22 protein-coding genes and 1 tRNA gene are annotated in these 20292 nt (G+C 69.4%); 10 read left to right on the top strand and 13 right to left on the bottom strand.

Annotated elements, in window-relative coordinates; genetic code table 11:
• Position 1: 1 nt before the first annotated feature.
• The gene (locus tag HL658_RS11500; RefSeq protein ID WP_180281918.1) at positions 2-1327 is read right to left on the bottom strand and encodes a class I SAM-dependent RNA methyltransferase; all 1326 of its coding nucleotides are present in this window, start codon (positions 1325-1327) and stop codon (positions 2-4) included.
• Entirely contained in the window at positions 1324-1782 is a 459-nt protein-coding gene (locus HL658_RS11495) for an acyl-CoA thioesterase (RefSeq protein WP_180281919.1), read from the bottom strand. The genes HL658_RS11500 and HL658_RS11495 overlap by 4 nt, the downstream gene beginning before the upstream one ends.
• 166 nt (positions 1783-1948) lie before the next feature.
• On the opposite strand from HL658_RS11495, the gene HL658_RS11490 reads away from it, so the two are divergent.
• Complete coding sequence (locus tag HL658_RS11490; RefSeq protein ID WP_180281920.1) at positions 1949-2191, top strand: hypothetical protein; 243 nt, start codon at positions 1949-1951, stop codon at positions 2189-2191.
• A 7-nt stretch (positions 2192-2198) separates the two neighbouring features.
• On the opposite strand, the gene HL658_RS11485 is transcribed toward HL658_RS11490, so the two are convergent.
• From HL658_RS11485 to HL658_RS11475, 3 genes are all read right to left on the bottom strand, one after another.
• Positions 2199-3059 carry an ABC transporter permease gene (locus tag HL658_RS11485; RefSeq protein ID WP_180281921.1) on the bottom strand — a complete coding sequence of 287 codons (861 nt, stop codon included), beginning with the start codon at positions 3057-3059 and terminating at the stop codon, positions 2199-2201.
• 10 nt (positions 3060-3069) lie between these two features.
• Positions 3070-3954, bottom strand: coding sequence for an ABC transporter permease (locus tag HL658_RS11480; RefSeq protein ID WP_180281922.1), 885 nt, complete (start codon positions 3952-3954; stop codon positions 3070-3072).
• A 180-nt stretch (positions 3955-4134) separates the two neighbouring features.
• Positions 4135-4464, bottom strand: a complete 330-nt coding sequence (locus HL658_RS11475; RefSeq protein ID WP_180281923.1) for a ribbon-helix-helix domain-containing protein — start codon at positions 4462-4464, stop codon at positions 4135-4137.
• Positions 4465-4732: 268 nt separating this feature from the next.
• Between HL658_RS11475 and HL658_RS11470 the strand changes: the two genes are divergently transcribed.
• The 7 genes from HL658_RS11470 (at position 4733) to HL658_RS11445 (ending at position 11353) form a co-directional block, all read left to right on the top strand.
• Positions 4733-5842 carry a hypothetical protein gene (locus tag HL658_RS11470; RefSeq protein ID WP_180281924.1) on the top strand — a complete coding sequence of 370 codons (1110 nt, stop codon included), beginning with the start codon at positions 4733-4735 and terminating at the stop codon, positions 5840-5842.
• A gap of 9 nt (positions 5843-5851) precedes the next feature.
• Positions 5852-6793, top strand: a complete 942-nt coding sequence (locus HL658_RS37980; RefSeq protein WP_180281925.1) for an SH3 domain-containing protein — start codon at positions 5852-5854, stop codon at positions 6791-6793.
• Positions 6794-7041: 248 nt separating this feature from the next.
• Complete coding sequence (locus HL658_RS11460) at positions 7042-7284, top strand: sulfurtransferase TusA family protein (protein ID WP_180281926.1); 243 nt, start codon at positions 7042-7044, stop codon at positions 7282-7284.
• 36 nt (positions 7285-7320) lie between these two features.
• Positions 7321-7683 (top strand): DsrE family protein, encoded by a 363-nt coding sequence (locus HL658_RS11455; RefSeq protein WP_180281927.1) that lies wholly within the window; start codon positions 7321-7323, stop codon positions 7681-7683.
• Positions 7684-7710: 27 nt separating this feature from the next.
• Positions 7711-8229 carry a hypothetical protein gene (locus tag HL658_RS36610; RefSeq protein WP_211109712.1) on the top strand — a complete coding sequence of 173 codons (519 nt, stop codon included), beginning with the start codon at positions 7711-7713 and terminating at the stop codon, positions 8227-8229.
• 11 nt (positions 8230-8240) lie between these two features.
• Positions 8241-9854: a hypothetical protein gene (locus HL658_RS11450; RefSeq protein WP_211109711.1), complete on the top strand. Its 1614-nt coding sequence runs from the start codon at positions 8241-8243 to the stop codon at positions 9852-9854.
• Positions 9855-9856: 2 nt separating this feature from the next.
• On the top strand, positions 9857-11353 hold the full coding sequence (locus HL658_RS11445) for a 5-methyltetrahydropteroyltriglutamate--homocysteine methyltransferase (RefSeq protein ID WP_180281928.1): 1497 nt from the start codon (positions 9857-9859) through the stop codon (positions 11351-11353).
• A gap of 81 nt (positions 11354-11434) precedes the next feature.
• Here HL658_RS11445 and infC read toward each other — a convergent pair whose 3' ends face one another.
• The 4 genes from infC to HL658_RS11425 all read right to left on the bottom strand — a co-directional run bounded on the left by infC (position 11435) and on the right by HL658_RS11425 (position 16010).
• Complete coding sequence (gene infC / locus HL658_RS11440) at positions 11435-11962, bottom strand: translation initiation factor IF-3 (protein ID WP_180282193.1); 528 nt, start codon at positions 11960-11962, stop codon at positions 11435-11437.
• Positions 11963-12043: 81 nt separating this feature from the next.
• Entirely contained in the window at positions 12044-13996 is a 1953-nt protein-coding gene (gene thrS, locus HL658_RS11435) for a threonine--tRNA ligase (RefSeq protein WP_180281929.1), read from the bottom strand.
• Between the two features lie 130 nt (positions 13997-14126).
• Positions 14127-14771, bottom strand: coding sequence for a hypothetical protein (locus HL658_RS11430; RefSeq protein WP_180287632.1), 645 nt, complete (start codon positions 14769-14771; stop codon positions 14127-14129).
• 111 nt (positions 14772-14882) lie between these two features.
• The gene (locus tag HL658_RS11425; protein ID WP_343055065.1) at positions 14883-16010 is read right to left on the bottom strand and encodes a glycosyltransferase family 4 protein; all 1128 of its coding nucleotides are present in this window, start codon (positions 16008-16010) and stop codon (positions 14883-14885) included.
• A 161-nt stretch (positions 16011-16171) separates the two neighbouring features.
• Here HL658_RS11425 and HL658_RS11420 point away from each other — a divergent pair, with 161 nt between their 5' ends.
• Positions 16172-16954 carry an alpha/beta fold hydrolase gene (locus tag HL658_RS11420; protein WP_180281932.1) on the top strand — a complete coding sequence of 261 codons (783 nt, stop codon included), beginning with the start codon at positions 16172-16174 and terminating at the stop codon, positions 16952-16954.
• A gap of 4 nt (positions 16955-16958) precedes the next feature.
• Here HL658_RS11420 and HL658_RS11415 read toward each other — a convergent pair whose 3' ends face one another.
• Positions 16959-17252 carry a hypothetical protein gene (locus HL658_RS11415; RefSeq protein ID WP_180281933.1) on the bottom strand — a complete coding sequence of 98 codons (294 nt, stop codon included), beginning with the start codon at positions 17250-17252 and terminating at the stop codon, positions 16959-16961.
• Positions 17253-17346: 94 nt separating this feature from the next.
• On the opposite strand from HL658_RS11415, the gene HL658_RS11410 reads away from it, so the two are divergent.
• Positions 17347-17436 (top strand) — tRNA-Ser (locus tag HL658_RS11410).
• A gap of 463 nt (positions 17437-17899) precedes the next feature.
• Here the strand turns inward: HL658_RS11410 and HL658_RS11405 are convergent.
• From HL658_RS11405 to HL658_RS11395, 3 genes are all read right to left on the bottom strand, one after another.
• Positions 17900-18436, bottom strand: a complete 537-nt coding sequence (locus HL658_RS11405; protein WP_343055064.1) for a TetR/AcrR family transcriptional regulator — start codon at positions 18434-18436, stop codon at positions 17900-17902.
• Between the two features lie 74 nt (positions 18437-18510).
• Positions 18511-19212, bottom strand: coding sequence for an MATE family efflux transporter (locus HL658_RS11400; RefSeq protein ID WP_246337473.1), 702 nt, complete (start codon positions 19210-19212; stop codon positions 18511-18513).
• Between the two features lie 197 nt (positions 19213-19409).
• A complete protein-coding gene (locus tag HL658_RS11395; protein WP_180281935.1) occupies positions 19410-20243 on the bottom strand; it encodes an oxidoreductase in 834 nt (277 codons plus the stop codon).
• Positions 20244-20292 lie beyond the last annotated feature (49 nt).

Genomic DNA, 20292 nt, shown 5'->3' with positions numbered 1-20292 from the left:
GTCAGCGTTCGAAAACCCCCACCAGTTCCACATGCGCCGACCACAGGAACTGGTCCACCGGGTGAACGCGCCGCAACGCGTAGCCACCATCGACCAGCGTGCGGGCGTCGCGGGCGAAGGTGGCTGGGTTGCAGGACACGGCGACCACCAGGGGTACCCGCGACCCGGCCAGCGCCACCGCCTGGGCCGCCGCCCCGGCACGCGGCGGGTCGAAGACGACGGCGTCGAACCGCGCCAGCTCCTTCGCCGTCAGCGGGTTGCCGAACAGGTCGCGGCGCTCCGTTGCGAGTCGCAGTCCGGCGGCGGCTTTGCCCAGGGCGGCCAGGGCCGGTGCATCACCCTCCACCGCCAGCACGGACCGCCCACCCCGCGCCAGCGGCAGAGCGAAGGTGCCGAGCCCGGCGAACAGGTCCGCCAGCTTTCCGGTGGGTCCGACCCCCGATCCATGGGCCGGGTCGATGGCCGACTCGACCGCCGCGACCAGCGCCGCCTCCCCCTGCGGGCTCGCCTGGAGGAAGGCGCCGGACGGCGGGGTGACGGGGATGCCGGCGAACCGGACAACGACGGGCGCGCGGTGCGCGACCGGCTCCGCTGTGGCCCGGTCATCCGGTTGCCAGGACAGCCGGGCGATCCCCGCCGCCTCGGCGAGTCGGACCAGCCCTTCCCGCGCGGCGCGGTCCAGCCGCTTCGGCCCGACCAGCAGCAGGTCGATGCCGCCCTCCAGATCGGCGGCCACGGCGTCACAGGCGCCGCCGTCGGGCAGGGCGTCGGCCAGCGCGGCGCGCAGCGGTGGCAGAAGCGCCTCCAGCCGCGGCGTCAGGATCGGGCAGGTGGCGAGATCGACGAGACGGTGGCTCGCCCGCTCGTTGAAGCCCAGCCACACCCGCCGCCCCCGGCGCAGCGCAGCAAAACGCGCGCGGCGACGGGCGCCTGGCGGTGTCCGGGACAGCGGCTCGAGGACGACGTCGCCCAACCCCACCCGGTCCAGGGCCGTACGGACGGTCCCGACCTTCCAGGCGGCGTACGTGTCGTCATCCATATGTTGGAGCGTACAGCCGCCGCAGACGCCGAAATGCCCGCAGGGTGGTGCGTCCGGCCGGCGTCCGGGACCGGGCTGAAGAAGCTCCAGCAGCTTGCCGCGCAGGCCGTCGCCCTTGGACTCATCCAGACGTACGCGCACGCGGTCGCCCGCCACGGTCAGGGGCACGAAGACCTTCGCGTCATCGTACAGCCCCACACCATCGCCGCGGGCGCCGACCTCGGCGATGGTCAGTTCGGCGATGGACGCTCCGGCGGGGCGGGCGGCGGGCACGGTGCGCCGGCTCACGCGAAGGCGGCGAGGCCGGCGCGCAAGCCCTCCGGCACCGGGGTGGGACGGCCGGTGGCTTTGTCCACCAGGACCATCACCGCCTCCTGGGTGGCAGCGCAGCGGTCGCCGTCGAACACGGCAAGGCCCATGGTCACCGACGTGTTGCCGACGCGCAGGATGCGCACGCCCACCCGGATGTCGGCGGGAAAGTTGATCTGAGCCCGGAAATCGACGACCAGCCGCGCCACCACCACGGTCCAGGGGGTGTCGCTGACGAAGCGGCCGAGCGCCTGCATGATGGCGACGCGCCCGGTCTCGAAATAGACGCCGATGGCGTTGTTGTTGGCGTGGCCCTGCACGTCGAGATCGGCGAAGCGCACCCGCTCCTCCGTCCAGAAACGGTAGGCGGCGGGATCGGTGGCCGCGGGATCGATGGCCGTCGGGGCGGTTGCCGTCTGGGCGGTGTCGGTCATGGGTGTCGCCGGTGGTGGGTCGGTCCCCGAATGTGGCGGGCGAGACGGAAACCGGCAAGCGCGGGCATGGCCGCCATACGGGCGGGGGTGAAAAACCGCGCGCCATGCGCCGGCCGGGGGTGTTATAGGTGGCGACACCACCTCCACAAGCCCCAAGGGCCTAGCCATGAGCAACGACACCAACCAGACCGCCGAAGCGATGTTCGACAAGGCGCTGAGCATCGCCGAGAAGCACCTCGACAAGGCGATCCAGGAGGGCGGCGCCCTCGGCCCCTATGTGGCCGTCGCGATGATCGAGGCCGCGGTGAACGCCGCCGTGGATGAGACCAGCCACGAGGATGTGGTGGACATGCTGCGCGACCTCGCCGCCCAGATCGAGGCGGACGCCGAGACCGAGGACGAGGACTGACCGTCCGTCAGCTGGTGGCGGGGGCGGGTTCCACCGGGGCGGCCAGGTCGCCGGCCCGCTCCGCCGCCACCCGTTTGCGCCGCTCGTCGCGCCGGCGCATCAGTTCGTACGCGATGGCGCCCAGGATCGTGAGCAGGATCAGCACCAGGGACAGCGCGTTCACCGCCGGGGTCAGCCCGGTGCGCACCTTCGAGGCGATGTAGACGGTCAGCGTCGTGTCCAGCCCGCGCACGAACAGCGTGGTGTTGTAGTTCTCGAAGCTCTGCAGGAAGGCGATGAAGGCGGCCGACAGCACCGCCGGCATCAGGTAGGGCAGCGTGATCCGCCGGAACACCTGGAGATGCGTGGCGCCGAGGTCGAGCGCCGCTTCCTCCAGCGTGCGGTCGAAGCGTTCCAGCCGCGCCTGGAACAGCAGCATGGCGTAGGCGGCGATGAAGCTGGTCTGCGCCACCACCGTCAGGAACACGCCCCCCGTCACCCCGAACCACTGGCGCCAGAAGATCAGGGTGGAGATGCCGACGATCACCCCCGGCGTCAGCAGCGGCGACACCATCACCGCATAGACCAGCGTGCGCGCCCGCGCGTGCAGCCGGTCGAGAAGCAGCGCCGCCGCCAGCCCGATCGGCACCGCCAGCGCGATCACACCGGCCGCCACGATCAGGCTGGTGCCCAGCGCGTCCCACATGCGCTGGTCCCGCCACAGCGCCGCGAACCAGTCGAGCGTGAAGCCGGTCCACGGCACCACGGTGGGAAAGCGGCTCTGGTTGAAGGTGGCCGCCGCCATGATCGCCAGCGGAACGAACAGATAGACGAAGAACAGCACGAGATAGCCGTTGACGAGCAGGCGGCGGAAACGCTCGGCGGTCATCCCCGCCCTCCTACTTGGCGATGTCGGCGAGGCCGACCCGGAACAGCCGCATCATCAGCAGGATGAAGCCGACGCACAGGACCAGCAGGATGAAGGCGTAGGCCGCTCCCTGGTTCCAGTTCCCGCCTTCGAAGAACCAGTTGTAGATGACCTCGGTGAACCAACGGCTCTGCGGCCCGCCCAGCAGCGCCGGCACCGCGTAGCTGCCGGCCGCCAGCATGAAGGTCATGATGCAGCCGACCGCGATGCCGGGCTTGGCGTGCGGCACCACGATGCGCCGGTGGATGCGCGCCCAGCCCGCCCCCAGGTCGCGCGCCGCCTCGATCTGGTTGCGGTCCAGCGATTCCATGGCGTTGTACATCGGGAACACCATGAACAGGATGTAGACGTAGACCATCCCGACGATCACTCCGACGTCGCCGCCGAGCAGCCGCTGCGGTTCCGTCCACACCCCCAGCCACACCAGCGCGAGGTTCAGCGGCCCGTTGTAGGCCAGGATGATGTACCACGCGAAGGTGCGCAGCAGCTCGTTGATCCAGAAGGGAACCACCAGCATCAGCACGAGCGTCGGCAACCGCCGCTTCGGCGCCACCTGGGCGAGGTAGTAGGCGACCGGGTAGCAGACCGCCAGCGTCACCAGCGTGACCAAGGCACTCGCCCACACGGTCTTCAGAAAGATCGACAGGTGGATGCGGTTGGTCCACAGGGTGGCGTAGTTGCCGAGCGTGTAGACGTCCTCCGGCCCGCCGGCCTTGGAGGGCGGTAGCATCGGGCGCAGGGAGAAATCGACCATCAGGAGCTGCGGCAGCACCACCAGCAGCACCAGCCACGTCGCCACCAGCAGCAGGATGACGCCGGTCAGAACCGGGCCGTAGCGTCGGACCAGTCCGGTCATGCGACCCGCCGGGCGGCGCGATTCGGATCGCCGGAAAACAGGACGCAGGGCATGTACGGTTCACCGTCCCCAAAGGCGGCTCTCGGCTCGACCCATGGCCGAAACCATGGGACCGCGATCCTATATCACCCTAGGGGAAAGCGCAACCGGATGTGGCCACGTTGCGGCTGACGACCGGCCTCAGGCAGGAAAGCGGGGCAGGACCTCGTCCATGGCCTTCTGGAAGACGCGGCTGCCTTCCGGGCCGATCTCCTCCATGCCGGTGCTGCCGGCTGCGGCGCGGAAATACTGGACGATCACGATGCGGATCGACGCGGTCAGGTTGGCGCCGCCGCGCCGCTGGTCGATGGCCGTGCAGAGCTGGTTGAGGGTCATGTCCTCGCGTTCGCAGATTTCCTTCAGGGAGTCCCACAGCAGGGGCTCCATCCGCAGGCTGGTCCGCCGTCCGCTCACCGTCACGTTGCGGCAGATCAGGACTGGCCGCTCGTTCGTCCCGTCTCTGCCTGCCATTGCCCGCACCAGCCCCCTTCTGCCGGATAGTCCACGCCCGATCGAGTGATAATACATCCACATGTATGAATCAAATGTAAGGTGCGTGTGGGGGTGCGGCAATGCACGACCGGGAGTCGCGCAGCCCCCCCCCCCCACGCCGAACGCGGCGTCCGGCGAAAGCGCTTCCCTTCGGCGGCCCGACACACTACGAGTGGGGCAACCCGAACGGCGAAAACACCCGAATCCGAAACACCCGAATCCGATGCCGGAGCTGCAGGTGACCCGCATGGCGCGACCAGCGGTCGCACGGTGTGCGGCGGCACTGGCCTGTTGTCTGATGATCCTGGGCTTCGGCTCCGTGCGCGCCGAGACCACGGGATCGGCCCTGTCCGCGATGACCGGGCGCATCCGTCAGGCGCTGGAACAGCGTGTTCCGTCCATCTGGCGGATCGAAGAGGTGGCGGTCGAGGAGGCCGGCGGTTCGTCATGGCAAATCACCGCCCGGCTGCGCCTGTCGCGGCCGACCTACGCCATCGACTCGCGGGACGGTCCCGTGACCTTCATCCGGCCGGTCGCCGGAGCCGGTTTGGAAAAGACGCTTCACGCGGTCGCCACCGGTGGGGAAGGTGCCGCAACGCCCGCGTTGGAGCTCGCCAACCCCGAGGTGCTGGACGGGGTGGGCCAGCCGCCGGAGGAGCTGCCCGGCCGCACCGTGGTCAGCGGCAGCGACGAGGCGCGCCGGCTGCGCGCCGGACTGGAGGCGGACGCGCGTCGACGCGTCGAGGAGGACGAGGCGGCGCGCCAGCGGGCGGAACAGCGGCTTGCCCACCAGACGGCGCTGGCACGGGCGGAGGCGCAGCGGGCCGAGGAGGAGCGCCGCGCGGTCGAAGCGCGCACCCGCCGCATCGAGGATCTGCAGCGGCGGCTGACCTCCGGTGCCCGCGCCGACCGCATCGCGGCCTTCGAGGCGGCGCTGGGCGGCAACGACGAGTCGCTGCGCCTGCTGGCCGCCGACGCGGCGCTGGCCAGCGGCGACCCGCTGCTCGCGGCGCTGGCCATCCGCGACTGGGTGGCCCGCCGGCGCAGCATCCCGGTGCAACTCTTCGCCACGCGCGAGGAGCCGGGCAGCGCCGCGGTGCTTCAGGCGATGGGGCCGCTGACCGTCGAGCTGGAGGGATTCAACCGGTTGACCGGCGATCTGGTCGGCCGGATGGGCGCGCCCGGCTATGGCGTCACCCGCCCGTCGGCCGCGGCCGGATCGCTGGCCGGAACCGGGCTGACGGTCAACGCCTTCGGCTGCACGCTGGCTCTGGGATTGACGGAGCACCGCACCATGGACGGGCTCTTCCGCTGCCAGACGCTGCCGGCGCTGATCGCCCGCGTGACGCTCGACTGAGGCCGGGGCGTGCGTCCGCGGCCCCCCTTGCTTTTGCTGGCGCTGACCATGCTCCTGCTGGCCCGGCTGGCGGCGGCCAACGAGGCGCGCTTCACCCCGCAACCACCACCCACAGCCAAACCCATCCACGCCACACCGGCGGCACCGCCGCCGGACGGGCCGCCCCTGCGACCGATGGCCGCGTTCGCGCCGCTGCCCGGTGATGGAACCCCATCCGACCCCGCGCCGGAACCGGTGCGGAGGACCGCGGCAGCGCCGCCCAAGGCCGAGCCACCGACGATCGAATCGCCCAAGGCCGAATCGCCCAAGGCCGAACCGGGACCCGCCCCGCCCCCCGTCACCGCCCCGATAACGGAACCGGTGCCCGCCCCCGTCCCGACTCCGGAACGGGCATCCGATCCGCCGACGGTGCCCGCACACGTCCCGCCACCGCCGCGCAAGCCCCCGGTTCGGTCCATGGCGGCGCGGGTCTGGGCGACGGAGTCGGTCTATGTGCGCGCCGCACCCGATCCCCGCGCGCGCATCGTCGATGGGCTGGTTGCCGGCGATGCGCTGGAGCGGTTGGGGGTGGCGGAGGACGGGTGGGTGCGGGTCGGGCGCGACGGGCGGGAGATCGGCTATGTCGCCGGCCGCTTCGTCGCCGCCACACCGCCGAAGCCCGACAACGGCGACGGCACCTGCGCCCTGCCCGAGGATCTTCCCGATCGGTCAGGGCCCGCGGCACCAGCCGGTACGGTGATGCGCGCGCTGGCCGCCGCCAACCTGCGGGCCGCCCCCGCCTGCGACGCCCGCGTGCTGGACGTGCTGGAGGCCGGTGCCGCCGTCACCGTCACCGGCCACGCCGACGGCTGGTACGAGGTGCGCGGCCCGGAGTTGCCGCGCGCCTTTGTCGGGGCGCGGCTTCTCCGCCGGGCCCAGCCGGGCGGACGGGCCGGCGAAACGACCGATTGACGGTGTCGCGGATCGTCACCTAGACTGACAATGACCGTGTGTCGTTGGGACGCCATGCCCGGTTCGGGCTGCGATCCGTCGGACGTCCCCGCAGGGGACGGTGCGATGGGGCCACATCCGCGACCGCCGGTCGATTCCCGCTTTTGAACGCCACTCTGCGCGCGCCGTTCGCGTGCGCGCGCTCGTCATCGTGTCCCGACACGGCGCCCCTTGCGGCGGCCGTGAACGGGGAGTTGTGGAGGCGCGTCTTGTCCAGAGAACCGGTCGCCGACGCGGAGTGGAACGCCGGGGATCTCGGCTGCGGCGAGCTTGTGCTGGCGCTGCGGGCGAAGCTCAAGGCCATGCCGGGCGGGGTGATGCGGCTGGTGGCGCTCGATCCGGGCGCGCCGGAGGACATCGCCGCCTGGTGCCGCGTCACCAACAACCCGCTGCTGCACCACGACCCGCAGCAGCGCGCCTACTGGATCCGCTCGCGCGACCATTGGGCCTGACACCCAAAACCGAACACCGAAGGGGAGGAGCACCGTATGCCTGGGAAGTTCGTCGTCAGCCTGACCCACGCCAAGAACGACACCGACAAGGCGACCGTCGCCTTCGTCGTCGCCAACGCCGCCGCCGCCTCGGACAAGGAAACCATCGTCTTCCTCTCGATCGAGGGCACGCGCCTGTCGCAGAAGGGCTACGCCGACGACATCCACGAGGAAGGCTTCGCCGCACTCCGCGACCTGATGGCCGGCTTCGTGGAGGCCGGCGGCAAGATCTACGTCTGCTCGCCCTGCTTCAAGAAGCGTGGGCTGGACGAGAACAATCTGGTGCCGGGAGCCATGATCGTCGGCGGCGCCAAGCTGGTGGAGTTCATGGGCGAGGCCTGCCCCAGCGTCAGCTACTGACCACCCCGCTTCCGACGGAGCCGTCCCGTGACACCGCACCGCGTTGCCGCTCTGGCCTTCCTTGCCGGGGCGTTGGGATACCTCGCGCTCAGTTTCGCGCTGTTCGAGATGCCCGCCACCCTCGCCGACGCCGAGCATTGCGGCTTCCTGCCGGAGGAGTTCGCGGCGGCGGCGGGCGGGCTGACCTATGAACGCACCGACGCGTGGTGGGTCAGCTTCCGCCGGATGGAAGAAGGCTTTTCGCTGCTGTCGGTGGCGCTGGCCGTCGGATTCGCCGGCTACGCGCTCGCCGTTGGCCGCGGCGCCGGCGGCGCCGGGGCGGCATTCGGCGGCGGGCTGCTGGCGCTGTCGGCGGTGTGCGTGAGCTGCCTGGCGCCGGTCCTGTCGGTGGTCGGGCTGGGGCTGGCCGGCAGCCTGCTCGCCGGGGTGCCGAAGAGCCTGATCCTCCTCAACACGGTCGTGCTGACCGGTTGGGGCGCCCTCCACCTCTCCCGCAAACGCGCGGCCGGCTGCCCGGTGCCCGGGCGGCGCGCGCAGGCCGCATGAGGAGACGTTCCATGACCCGCAACACCCTGGCGGTCGCGGCGCTGTTCGCCCTCGCCTGTCCCGCTTTCGCCGCCCCCGTCTTTGCCGCCGGTGACGACCGTCTGGTGCCGCTGGCCCCGGGCGTACCCCTGGCCCACCCCATCGCCGCGCAGGATCTGCCGGCCCCGCCCTTCTCCCTGCCGGCCGACCGGCCGGTCAACCCCGCCTATGTGCCGGGCCTGCCCGGCCTGAAGCAGGCGGTGCCGGTGAAGGACGATTTCGGCGCCAACCGGCCGCCGAAGTTCGACAGCGTGCTGATCCGCAAGAGCCGGGTGGAGAATGGCGAGGTCGTCATCCCGCCGGGCGGGCTGGCCTATCTGGAGGACACCTGGGGCGGCGAGGTGGCCTTGCGCGGCGAGCCGCTGCCGCTGCTGGGCCGCATGCCGACCTACATCGATTACGACATGTCGATCGTCATCAAGGAGAACGTGACGATCCCCGCCGGGCAGGGCGTTGTGGTGGGCGGGCAGGTCTACCACTACTACGCCACCGTGGGGCATGAACGGACGATGAGCCACGCGCTGCACGTCCGCACCATCGCCGGCCAGGACTGGGAATGGGCCTTCGGCGCCCCGATCCTGTCGACCAACCAGCCCGGCTGGTGGGCGGGCCAGGGGAGCAGCGGCTTCACCCAGCTCTACAACCAGGGCAAGCTGCGCGAGGCGAGCCCGCAGAAGCTCGTGTTCGACTGGATCTCCGGCGTGCGCACCGACCGCATGCTGGCCGGCGACAAACTGTTCGCCGGCATGGCCGGCCCCGGCGAGAGCTGGACCACCGGCGCGCGCACCATCCGCGTGGCAGCGGTGGACGAGGCCGCCGGCACGGTGCGGGTCGAGGTGCTGGAGGGCGGCACGGTGGTGCTCGACCGCACCCTCGGCCCCATCGACCCGCAGCGCCTAATCGAGGACACCGCGGCGCGCAAGGCGCTGGTCTTCGAGCATGGCGACCTCGCCGGCTTCCTGTCGCCCTGGCCGGAGGCGTTCAAGGACGGCAAGGCCCACCTCAAGCTCTACAGCAACACGGTGGCGCTCGCCTACGGCCAGCCCTACCCCTTCGACGGGCGCTTCACCGCCTACCCGGTGGGATGCCCGACCGGTCACAATTTCGGCTTCATGCTGGTGAACGCGGAGGAGATCCGGCTGGCACCGGGTGCGAAGGCCGAAGGGCCCGAAGGTTACTTCCGGGTCGCGGTCAACCGCGTCGAGAACGGCAAGGTTCTGGACTGGCACATCGAGGACAAGGCCGGCAACCGCTCGATCAACCTGGGTGGTGCGGCGGTCGACACCGTCGATCTGGTGCTGGGCCAGGGCCGCGTCGCCGGGCAGGCGATCCTGAAGGACGTCGGCAAGGCGCTGCTCAACCGCAGCTATCAGGCGGCCCAGACGGCGACGCAGGCGGCCGCCGTGACTCCGGCCGTGCATGCCGTGGCGGTGCCGGCGCCCGCCGCGCCGCCGGCGGTGCTCGCCGCCGCCACGGCCCCCGCATCCGGCGGCCTGTCCGGGGGGATGATCGGGGTGCTCGGCGTGACCGCGGTCGGGATCGGGGCCATCGGTTACGAGTTCGGCCGCCGACGGACGAGGGGGTGAGGATGGAACCGGTTCCCGCCCACGCCGAGACGCCCGACGTCAGCTTCGACGGCGGCGACCTGGATTGCGGCAACGGCCTGCTGCTGCTGATCCGCAAGCACATCGACCCGATGGCCCCCGGCCAGTTGCTGGAGATCCGCTCCACCGAAATCTCGGTCGATGAGGATCTCCCGGCCTGGTGCCGGCTGACCGGCAATGATCTGCTGTCCTGGACCAAGGTGGGCCGGCAGCGCTCCTTCCTGATCACCAAGGGCCGGCGCGGCGCCGACGCTCCGGCACGCGCACGCCCCGCACCGGCAATGGAACCACGCCCCGAGCCGGCTCCGGCTCCCCGCGTGCGTCGGGAGGTGCGGCCGGTTCCGCCCCTGGCGGTCACCGGGCTCGGCTCCTGGCCGCGCCCGCGCTGGATGCTCGACGCCATGCACGCCTTCGTCGAGGGGCGTCTGGACGAGGCGGCCTTCCAGGAGACGGCCAGCGACGCCGTGCGCCTCGCCATCGCGGCGCAGGAGCGGGCCGGGGTGACGGTGGTGACGGATGGCGAGCAGCGCCGCGACTCCTACGCCAGCTTCGTGGCGAGCCGGCTGGAAAACTGCCAGCTCATCCCGCTGACCGACGTGCTGCCCCTGGTCGATGACCCGGAGGAGTTCGCGGCGGAGCTGCGCGCGCTCGACGTGCCGGCGGCCGAGGTGCGGCACCCCGCGGTCTTCGGCCGGCTGCGCCGCGTCCGCCCGCTGGTGGCGCATGAGCTGGACTTCGCCGCCTCGGTGACGGAGCGGCCGGTGAAGGTCGCCCTGCCCGGCCCCTATCTGCTGACCCGCACGATGTGGATGGAGTGCCTGACCGAGAACGCCTACAGCAGCCGTGAGGAGATCGCCGCCGACATCGTGACCGTCCTGCGCGAGGAGATCGCCGATCTGCTGGACGGCGGTGCCGCGCTGGTCCAGCTCGACGAGCCCGTGCTGTCGGAGGTCGTCTTCTCCGGCCCCAAGAGCAAGCGCAGTTTCATGTGCGGGGCGCTGTCGGAATCGCAGGGTCCGGAGCATGAGCTGGGCTTCGCCCGCGATCTGGTCAACGCCGTGATCGCCGGCTTCCCGCGCGAGCGGATCGCGCTGCACATGTGCCGCGGCAACTGGACGCCGGACGAGAGCGTGGCGCTCGCCGGAAGCTACGCCCCGCTGGTGGAGACGCTGGCGGCGATGCGGGTCGGCGCCTATCTGCTCGAACTTTGCACGCCGCGGGCCGGCGAGATGGCGGTGCTGACGGCCCTGCCCGACGACGCGCGGATCGGCGTCGGCGTGTGCAACCAGAAACACCCGGTGGTCGAGACCTGCGACTGCGTGACAGCGCGCATCCGCGACGCGGTCGGGCTGTTCGGCCGTGACCGGCTGCTGCTGCACCCCGACTGCGGCTTCGCCACCTTCGCCGACAACCCGTTGGCCAGCGCCGCCGTGGCCGAGGCGAAGCTGCGCGTCATCGCGGAGGCCGCCGCGGCGTTTTGACGCTGGTCTCCGACGATCCCCGCAAACGGAAACGGCCCGCCATGAAGGCGGGCCGTTTCCATTCGAACGCAATAGAGTTGGTCAGCGCGGCGCCATGACCATGACCATCTGGCGGCCTTCCAGCTTGGGCATCTGCTCGACCTTCGCCAGCTCGTCGAGGTGGTCGCGCACCCGCATCAGCACGTTCATGCCGATGTCCTGGTGCGCCATCTCGCGCCCGCGGAACCGCATCGTGACCTTGACCTTGTCGCCCTCTTCGAGGAAGCGTCGTGCCGACCGCATCTTCACGTCGTAGTCGTTGTCATCGATGTTCGGCCGGAGCTTGATCTCCTTGACCTCGATGATCTTCTGCTTCTTGCGCGCCTCGTTCGCCTTCTTCTGCGCCTCGTACTTGAACTTGCCGTAGTCGAGGATCTTGCAGACGGGCGGCTCGGCCTGCGGTGCCACCTCGACCAAGTCGAGGCTCGCCTCTTCCGCGGCGATCAGAGCATCGCGCAACGAAACAACACCAACCATCTCCCCGTCGGCCCCGACGAGACGGACGGACCGCGCCGTTATTTCCCGGTTAACCCGCGGGCCTTCGCGGGACGGTGCGGCTTCTTGCGGTATCCTGGCTATGGATGAGCTCCATCGAATGGGACCGGCCCGGTCGGGGCCTTCCGTTGGGAAGGCCCGCCGGGCTCCGGCCGGTTAGAACGGCGTGTCGTTGGCGGGGTCTCCGGCGGGAGACCGAGCGTCGACACACAGTTTATTGAGCGCCGCGTCGAGGGCAAGCACTTCCTGATCCTTGCCGCCCATATAGCGCAACGCCACCGTGCGCTCCTCGGCCTCGCGCTTGCCGACCACCACCAGCACGGGGACCTTCTGAAGGCTGTGTTCGCGGACCTTCAGGTTGATCTTCTCGTTGCGGGTGTCGAGATCGGTGCGCAAGCCGCGGGCCTTGAAGGCTTTCTGCACCTCGGCGGCGTAGCCGTCGGCCTCGTTGGTGATGGTCGCCACCACCGCCTGGGTCGGGGCCAGCCACAGCGGGAACTTGCCGGCGTAATGCTCGATCAGCATGCCGATGAAGCGTTCCAGCGAGCCGAGGATGGCCCGGTGCAGCATGACCGGCCGGTGCTTCGCCCCGTCCTCGCCGATGTAGGTGGCGTCCAGCCGCTCCGGCAGCACGAAGTCGAGCTGCAGCGTGCCGCACTGCCAGGTGCGACCGATGGCGTCGGTCAGGTGGAACTCCACCTTGGGGCCGTAGAAGGCGCCTTCGCCCGGCAATTCCTCGAACTCCAGCCCCGCCGAGCGCAAGGCTTCGCGCAAACCCTCCTCCGCCCGGTCCCACACCGCGTCGGTGCCGGCCCGGACGTCGGGGCGCAGCGCCAGCTTCACCGCGATCTTGTCGAAGCCGAGGTCGCGGTAGACGCCGAGTTGGAGCTTGAAATACTCCGCCGACTCAGCAGGCACCTGATCCTCGGTGCAGAAGATGTGGGCGTCGTCCTGCGTGAAGGCGCGCACCCGCAGGATCCCGTGCAGCGCGCCGGACGGCTCGTTGCGGTGGCAGGCGCCGAACTCGGCCAGCCGCATCGGCAGGTCGCGGTAGGACTTCAGCCCCTGCTTGAAGACCTGGACATGGCCGGGGCAGTTCATCGGCTTGACGCCCAGCATCTTCTCGCCGTCGTCGGCCGACACCTTGAACATGTTGTCGCCGTACATGTCCCAGTGCCCCGACGCCTTGAACAGCGAGCTGTCGACGAGCTGCGGCGTCCGCACCTCCAGATAGCCGGCGCGGTCCAGCTTGGTGCGGATGTAGGTCTCCAGCGTGCGGTACAGCGTCCAGCCCCGGGGGTGCCAGAAGACCGAGCCGACCGCCTCCTCCTGCAGGTGGAACAGCCCCATCTCCTTGCCGATCCGGCGATGGTCGCGCTTCTCCGCCTCCTCCAGCATGTGGAGGTATTGCTTCAGCTCCTTCTCGTCGCGCCACGCCGTGCCGTAGATGCGCTGGAGCATGGCGTTGCGGTGGTCGCCGCGCCAATAGGCGCCGGCCACCTTCATCAGCTTGAAGGCGGTGCCGACCTTGCCGACCGACGGCGCGTGCGGGCCGCGGCAGAGATCCAGCCAGTCGCCCTGGCGGTAGACGGTGATCGTGTCCGTCTCCGGCAGGTCGCGGATGATTTCGGCCTTGTAGCGCTCGCCCTTCTCCTCGAAGAAGCGGATGGCGTCGTTGCGGTCCCACACCTCGCGCACCAGCGGGGCGTCGCGGGCGACGATCTCGCGCATCTTCGCCTCGATCTTTTCCAGATCCTCGGGCGTGAAGGGCGTGTCGCGGGCGAAGTCGTAATAGAAGCCGTTGGCGATCGACGGGCCGATCGTCACCTGCGTGCCGGGGTAGAGCGCCTGCACCGCCTCCGCCATCACATGGGCGGCATCGTGGCGGATGATGTCGAGCGCGTCCACGTGGTTGCGCGTGACGATCTCGATCCGGGTGTCGGTGGTGATGGTGGTGGTCAGGTCCTTCACCGTGCCGTCGATCTTGACGGCAAGCGCATCCTTGGCAAGTCTGGCCCCGATCGAGGCGGCGATCTCCGCCCCCGTCACGGGTCCGCCGAACTCCCGCACGCTGCCGTCGGGCAGCGTGATGGCGATGTTGGACGTCACCGGTATCACCGTTTCATAAAGTTGCAGCAACCCCGCCCGCGAGCCGCGCGCAGGGGAAACCGGACTTTAGAGGGGCGTGCGGCGGTGTCAAGCGCGCCAAACCAGCCGATGCGTCGCCCTTGCCGCGCAATCAGGGAATTTCGGTGACGGAAAGCAGGGTGAAGGACGTCAACCCATCCTGCTGGTATTGCTGCGCGTAGATGTGCCAGCCGTCGGCATCGCGGATCCCGACAACCTGAACCAGCATGTCGCTGGCACGGTCGCCATGGTGCACACCCCGGTAACTGGTCGGGTGCAGCTGGGACGCGGTCGGGCAACCGATCAGGGCGGCGGTCTGCCGCGCCACGTCCATTCCACCACCGGTGGCCTGGAAGTTGGCGTGGTAGACGCGCAGCGATCCGTTGGAGAACCTGCAGAAGCCCACCGAGCACCCGCTGAGCGTCGGCGTCAGCATGATGTCGGGATTGACCGAATTGCCGCCGCCGGCCGGTGGAAGCGTGATGGTGAACGACTGGTTGAATCCGAACGGAAGCCAGTGGGCGTAGAACCCGCCCCTGGCCGGGTTGTACTCGACGTTGAAGGTATCGATCACCTCGTCGTTCTGCATCGTCGTCAGGTCGCCACCCATATCGACGAGGCGGAAACGGTAGACGTTCGCGACGCCCGGTGCCGCCGTGCTCGTCGTCCGGATCAGGGCGTCGTCCAAAAGCCCGCGACTGATGAAGAACTCCGACGGCGTGGTCGGCGTCGCCTTCGAGAAGCTCAAGCCCATCATCACCTCCCCTGCCGGCCGCCGGACCGGTCCGCTACCGGCGTGTCCGCAGGACCTACGGTGGCGGGGATAACCGGAAAAAATCAACCCTGAGGAACGGCAACTGGCTGTCGATCAGCGAATTCCGGGCGTCAATAGCTCCTCATACACTCCCAGCGTGTCGGCGCACATCCGCTCGCGCGTGAAGCGGCCGTTGACGAAGTCGATGGCGCGGTCGCCCATGCCGGCGCGGCGCTCCTCGGTCAGGTTCAGCGCCTGCTCCACCGCGGCGGCGAGCGAGGTCGGGTCGTCCGGCGGCACCACCCAGGCCGTCTCCCCCTCCAGCACCGTCTCGCGGTAGGCACCGGTGCTGGTGACGATGACCGGGCGGCCCATGGCCTGCGCCTCGGCGATCACGCGGCCGAACGCCTCCGGCTCGCGCGAGGCGGAGACGACGACGGTGGACAGCAGATAGGCGGCGGCCATGTCGTCGCAGTGGTCGGTGATGCGCACCACCCCGCCCAGCCCGCGGGTGGTGATCATCCGCTCCAGCTCCTCGCGGTAGCCGGTGCGCCCCTGGTCGGACCCCACCAGCAGGCACAGCAGGTCGCGCCGGCCGAGCCGGGCCAACGCCTCGATCATCACCGACTGCCCCTTCCAGCGGGTCAGCCGCCCCGGCAGCAGGACCACCGGCCGCCCGTCGTCCAGCCGCCAGCGGTTGGCGAGCGTGGCGATGCGGGCCGGGCTGACGCGGTCGGGCGCGAAGACGGCGCTGTCGATGCCGCGGTGGATCACCCGGATGCGGGCCGGATCGGTGTCGTAGCTGGACAGGATGTGGTCGCGGATGAAGTCGGAGATGGCGATCACCCGCTCGCCCCGCGCCATCACGGAATTGTAGTGCCGTTTCAGCGGGTTGGAGAAGTTGTAGGGGGCGTGGAAGGTGGTCATGAAGCGGGCGCCGGTGGCACGGGCGGCCAGCCACCCGCTCCAGGCGGGCGCGCGGCTGCGGGCGTGGACGATGTCGACGCCGCGCTCGCGGATGATTCGCTCCAGCGCCTTGGCGTTGCGGTGCATGCGCCAGGGGTTCTTGCTCTTCAGCGGCAGCGTCAGATGGGTGATGCCGGCGCGGTCCAGCTCGCGCGCCATGGGGCCGCCCTGGGAGGCGACCAGCGGCACCGCACCGGCGGCGGCGAGCGCCAGCGCCACATCGATGCAGCCACGCTCCGCCCCGCCCGTCACCAGCTCCGGCAGCACCTGGAGCACGACCGGCGGCCGTGCGGATCCGCGCCAGTCCGGCCCCCCGGTGTTGCGTGCGTGCTCACCGGTGTTAAGGTGCCCGGTGCCAAGGTGCCCAAAGTTGGGGAAGAGGCCCGATTCCATGCCCGAACGCCTTGTTCTTCTTAGCCAGTGACGAGTGACCGACGATGACCGGACCCGATACCCCGCCGGACGGCGCGCACCATAGCCTGCCGCACGGCTCCGCCACCATAGCCTATCGCCACACGCCGGGCCGCGGCCCCGGCGTGGTCTTCTGTTCCGGCTTCATGTCGGACATGAGCGGGACCAAGGCGGTGGCGCTGGAGGATTGGGCCAAGGCCAGCGGCCACGCCTTCACCCGCTTCGACTACCAGGGCCACGGGCTGTCGAGCGGCCGCTTCATCGACGGCACCATCGGCCAATGGGCGGACGACGCGACCGCGGTGCTGGACCGGGTCACCGGCGGGCCGCAGATCCTCGTCGGCTCTTCCATGGGCGGCTGGATCGCGCTGCTGCTGGCGCTGCGCCGGCCGGAGCGGGTGGCCGGGCTGGTCGGCATCGCCCCGGCCCCGGACTTCACCGAGGATCTGATGTGGGACCTGTTCGACGAGCCCACGCGCCGCACCATCCTGGACGACGGCGTGTGGATGCGCCCCTCGGACTACGGGCCGGAGCCGCAGCCGATCACCCGCGCGCTGATCGAGGACGGGCGCAACCACCTGCTGCTGCGCGGACCGCTGGGCCTGACCATCCCGGTGCGGCTGCTGCACGGCATGCGGGACCCCGACGTGCCCTGGCGCACCAGCTTGACCATTGCGGACAAGCTGACCACCCCCGACGTGCGGATCACGCTGGTCAAGGACGGTGACCACCGCCTGTCGCGCCCGCAGGACATCGCCCTGCTCTGCCGGACCGTCGGCGAGCTGGCGGCGGAACTTACCGGCGGTTGACGGTTCAGCGCCGCCGCCCCGCCATCCCGACGGCCATCAGCGCCAGCCCGACCGCGCCCAGAACCAGGACGGCGGGCTGGAGCAGCACCCACACCGCCACCGGGTCCCACAGCGCCGGCCAGATGTAGCGCTCGGTCACCGCGCGGCTCAGATCCAGCGTGTAGGGCGACAGCCGGAACCACAGCTCGCCCAGGGCCGACAGCCGGAATCCGCCGGCCCCGCCGGCGACAAGGTCGTTCGTCAGCGCCGCCGCCGCGGCCAGAAGGAACAGGATTCCCAACACACGGAACACCACCATGCCGCCGCCCACCCGATGTTTCACATTCCCGGTGAAAGTGAGGGAGACGGGGCTTGCACGCCAGTCACAGGCTCGTTATAACCCCGGTCTCCGCGGAGGGGTGGCCGAGTGGTTGAAGGCGCTCGCCTGGAAAGCGGGTATACCGGAAACGGTATCGTGAGTTCGAATCTCATCCCCTCCGCCATGCTGCCTCGCGGCATGAGCCGAAGCGCGGGCTCGTCCCGTGTTTTGGCAAACCGGGCGAGTCCGGTATGCCGCTTGCTGTCCGCTCTTTGCCCCGAAGCGCAGCGGCCAAGCTGTTGCGGTTGGCTTGGGCGGTGTAGCGCTCCACGTCCTTCAATGCAAAGGCGGTGTCCCAAGCGGGTGGCCCGCCGATGCGCGGCGCCGAATCCGGTGGAGCGGAACGTCACCGCGGATCAGCCCGATCAGCTCTGGGTCGCGGACATCACCGGCCCGCCCACCTGAGCCGGATTCCTGTACTTGGCCGTGATCTCGACGCCCACAGCCGACGCATCGTCGGGTGCGCACTGGTCACTGGCGCAGGCGGGCCGGTTGTCCGCACCCGCCACGGCCGAGCGGCTTTTGTGAAGGACGGATGCGGTTTGGTTCTCCCGCAAGAACGCTCGATCCAACGGGCCGTGGGTCATTCACGCGGAGGCAATGTCGCGGATCTGTTTGGCTGCCGCGTCCAGGAAAGCGTGTGCCAGGTCGGAGTCGTTGACGGCACGTGAGAGCGCCAGCGCGCCCACCATCATCGAAAGAATAGCCATCGCCTTGCGTTCGAACTCCTCGCCCTGCGTTTCCGAGATCAGGCGGCCGAGGGTTTCGAGATGCGCCTTGATCCCGGCTTCGAATGGCGCCTTCACCTCGGCGCCGTGTCTGGCGACATCGGAACCAAGCGCCACAATCGGACAGCCGTCCGTCCTTTCCCGCCGATGCCCGTCGCTGAGGTAGAAGTCGAGCACCGCGCCGAGCGGGTCCTCGGGATGTTCTATCGCCGCAGCCGTCCATCGACACGAGGCGCTCTCCAATGCCCGCTTGGACGCCTGGATCGCCAGATCCTCCTTTGAGGTGAATTGCTTGTAGAATGCACCCTGGGTCAGCCCGGCTCCCTCCATCAGGTCCTTGAGACCGATGCCGTCAAAGCCGTGCTCCCGAAAAAGACGGCTTGCCACAGTGATCACGGTTTGCCGGTTTTCCTCAGCCTGAACGCGACTAACACGCATAGTCGGCCCCTTTGTTAGATTTCGACCATATTCTATAAGAAGCAGGGACGGTGAATGCAATCCGGATGGCATCGGCAATCAACGCGCGCAGCGCGCGACCGGTGAAGAACAGCGTGACGCGCCGGTTGGTGGCCGCCGCGGCACTCGCCGACCGTGGGATTGACCTGGACGGTGCCGATCGCCGACAGCAGGCCGACACCCAGGATGTCCCTGGACAAGCCCGTGCGCAGCGGAACGATCCTGAGTTTCAGAAGGCTCTTCGGGGATCGCAGATACAGCATCAGGGCAAGCGCGGCGAACATATGGTCGATCACCACCGCGGCCCCGCCGCCCGCAACGCCGAGGCGGGGAAAGGGCCCCCAGCCGAAGATCAGGGCCGGTGACAGGATGATGAGGAGGATGGTGCCGGACGTGATCACGAGCGCCGGAACATTCACGTTCCCGGCGCCGCGCAGGGCCGACGACAGCAAGGCGGTGACCCAGACCGGGATGGAGCCCGCGAACACGACACCGGAATATGTGAGCGCCGCGGTCAGGGTCGGTCCCGTTCCCCCCATCGCCCGGTAAAGCATCGGTCCGGCCAGGAAAGCCGCCGTCGTGAAGAGGATGCCGAATGCGCAGGCCAGGACGACCGCGTGCCAGATCAGCGCTTCGGCATCGTCGCGGCGTTTCGCTCCCAACGCCCGCGCGACGGACGAGGAGACACCCCCGCCGATCCCGCCGTTCGCCATCATCAAGGGTCGTCGGCGCGGCAAGGCAGAGCATGGTCGGTGCGATCGGCCCCGCGAGAACGCCGAGCGGCACTGTGTATACGGGCGCCGAGGACGCCGGATTTTCCCGGCGGGACAGGACGTTCATGAGATGGCCTTCTTGAAACCGGGGGGGACGTGATCGCCCCCCGCAAGGACCCCGTGGTCACGTCGCGGCTTGGTCAGACCGGCAGCCGAAGCATCTTGCGCAGGCTCCTGTCGAATGCGGAGGCGGGGACGAAGCGGCGCAGCACGCTGACCTGACGAGCCAGTTTCCCCGCCGGGTAGCGTGGTTTGGGATCTGTATCCGTCGCCGCCTTCACGATGGTCCCGGCCACGATCTCGGGCGTATCGCCTTTCCTGATCGCTTCCTCCACAGCCGCGGCCACGTCCGCGCGCGCAGACTCATAGGCATCGAGCAATCGATCCGGCTTGATGAGATTCGCGTCGAAGGGGGTTCGTGTGTAGGCCGGTTCGACCAGCACCACGCGAATGCCGAGCGTGCGCAGTTCGTGGTCAAGCGACTGGGAGTAGCCTTCGACGGCATGCTTTGTTGCCGAATACAGTGAAAAATAAGGGGCTGGAATAAATCCATGCGCCGAGCTCAGATTGATTATTCTGCCTTTTTCCTGACGGCGCATGATCGGCAGCACGGCGTTGGTCATACGGATGACACCGAACACGTTCACGTCGAACAACATCCGGGCCTGGTCGAGGGAGGACTCCTCCGCGCCACCGAAAAGACCGACTCCGGCGTTGTTGACCAGCAGGTCGATGCGGCCGGTCGCGTCCAGCACATCATTGACGAGGTTCGCCACCGATGCGTCGTCGGTCACATCGCAGGCCAGCATGGTGATGCCATCCGGCCCCTTTGCCGTCGCGTGGCGGCTGGTCCCGATCACGTCAAAGCCTGCGGCCCGCAGCGCCTTGGCCGTCGCGTATCCGATGCCGGACGAAGCCCCCGTGACCAGAGCGACGTTATGGCTTTGATTCTCCGATGGGCTCATTTCATTCATCTCGTCTTGTGATCACTTTGTTTATGTCCGATTGTCGCGTGTCGAGCGT

This window comes from Azospirillum oleiclasticum (assembly GCF_013423485.1).
Classification (GTDB): Bacteria; Pseudomonadota; Alphaproteobacteria; order Azospirillales; family Azospirillaceae; genus Azospirillum; species Azospirillum oleiclasticum.
The sequence above is the reverse complement of the archived record's forward strand: the minus strand, read 5'-3'. Positions and strand labels throughout refer to the sequence as shown.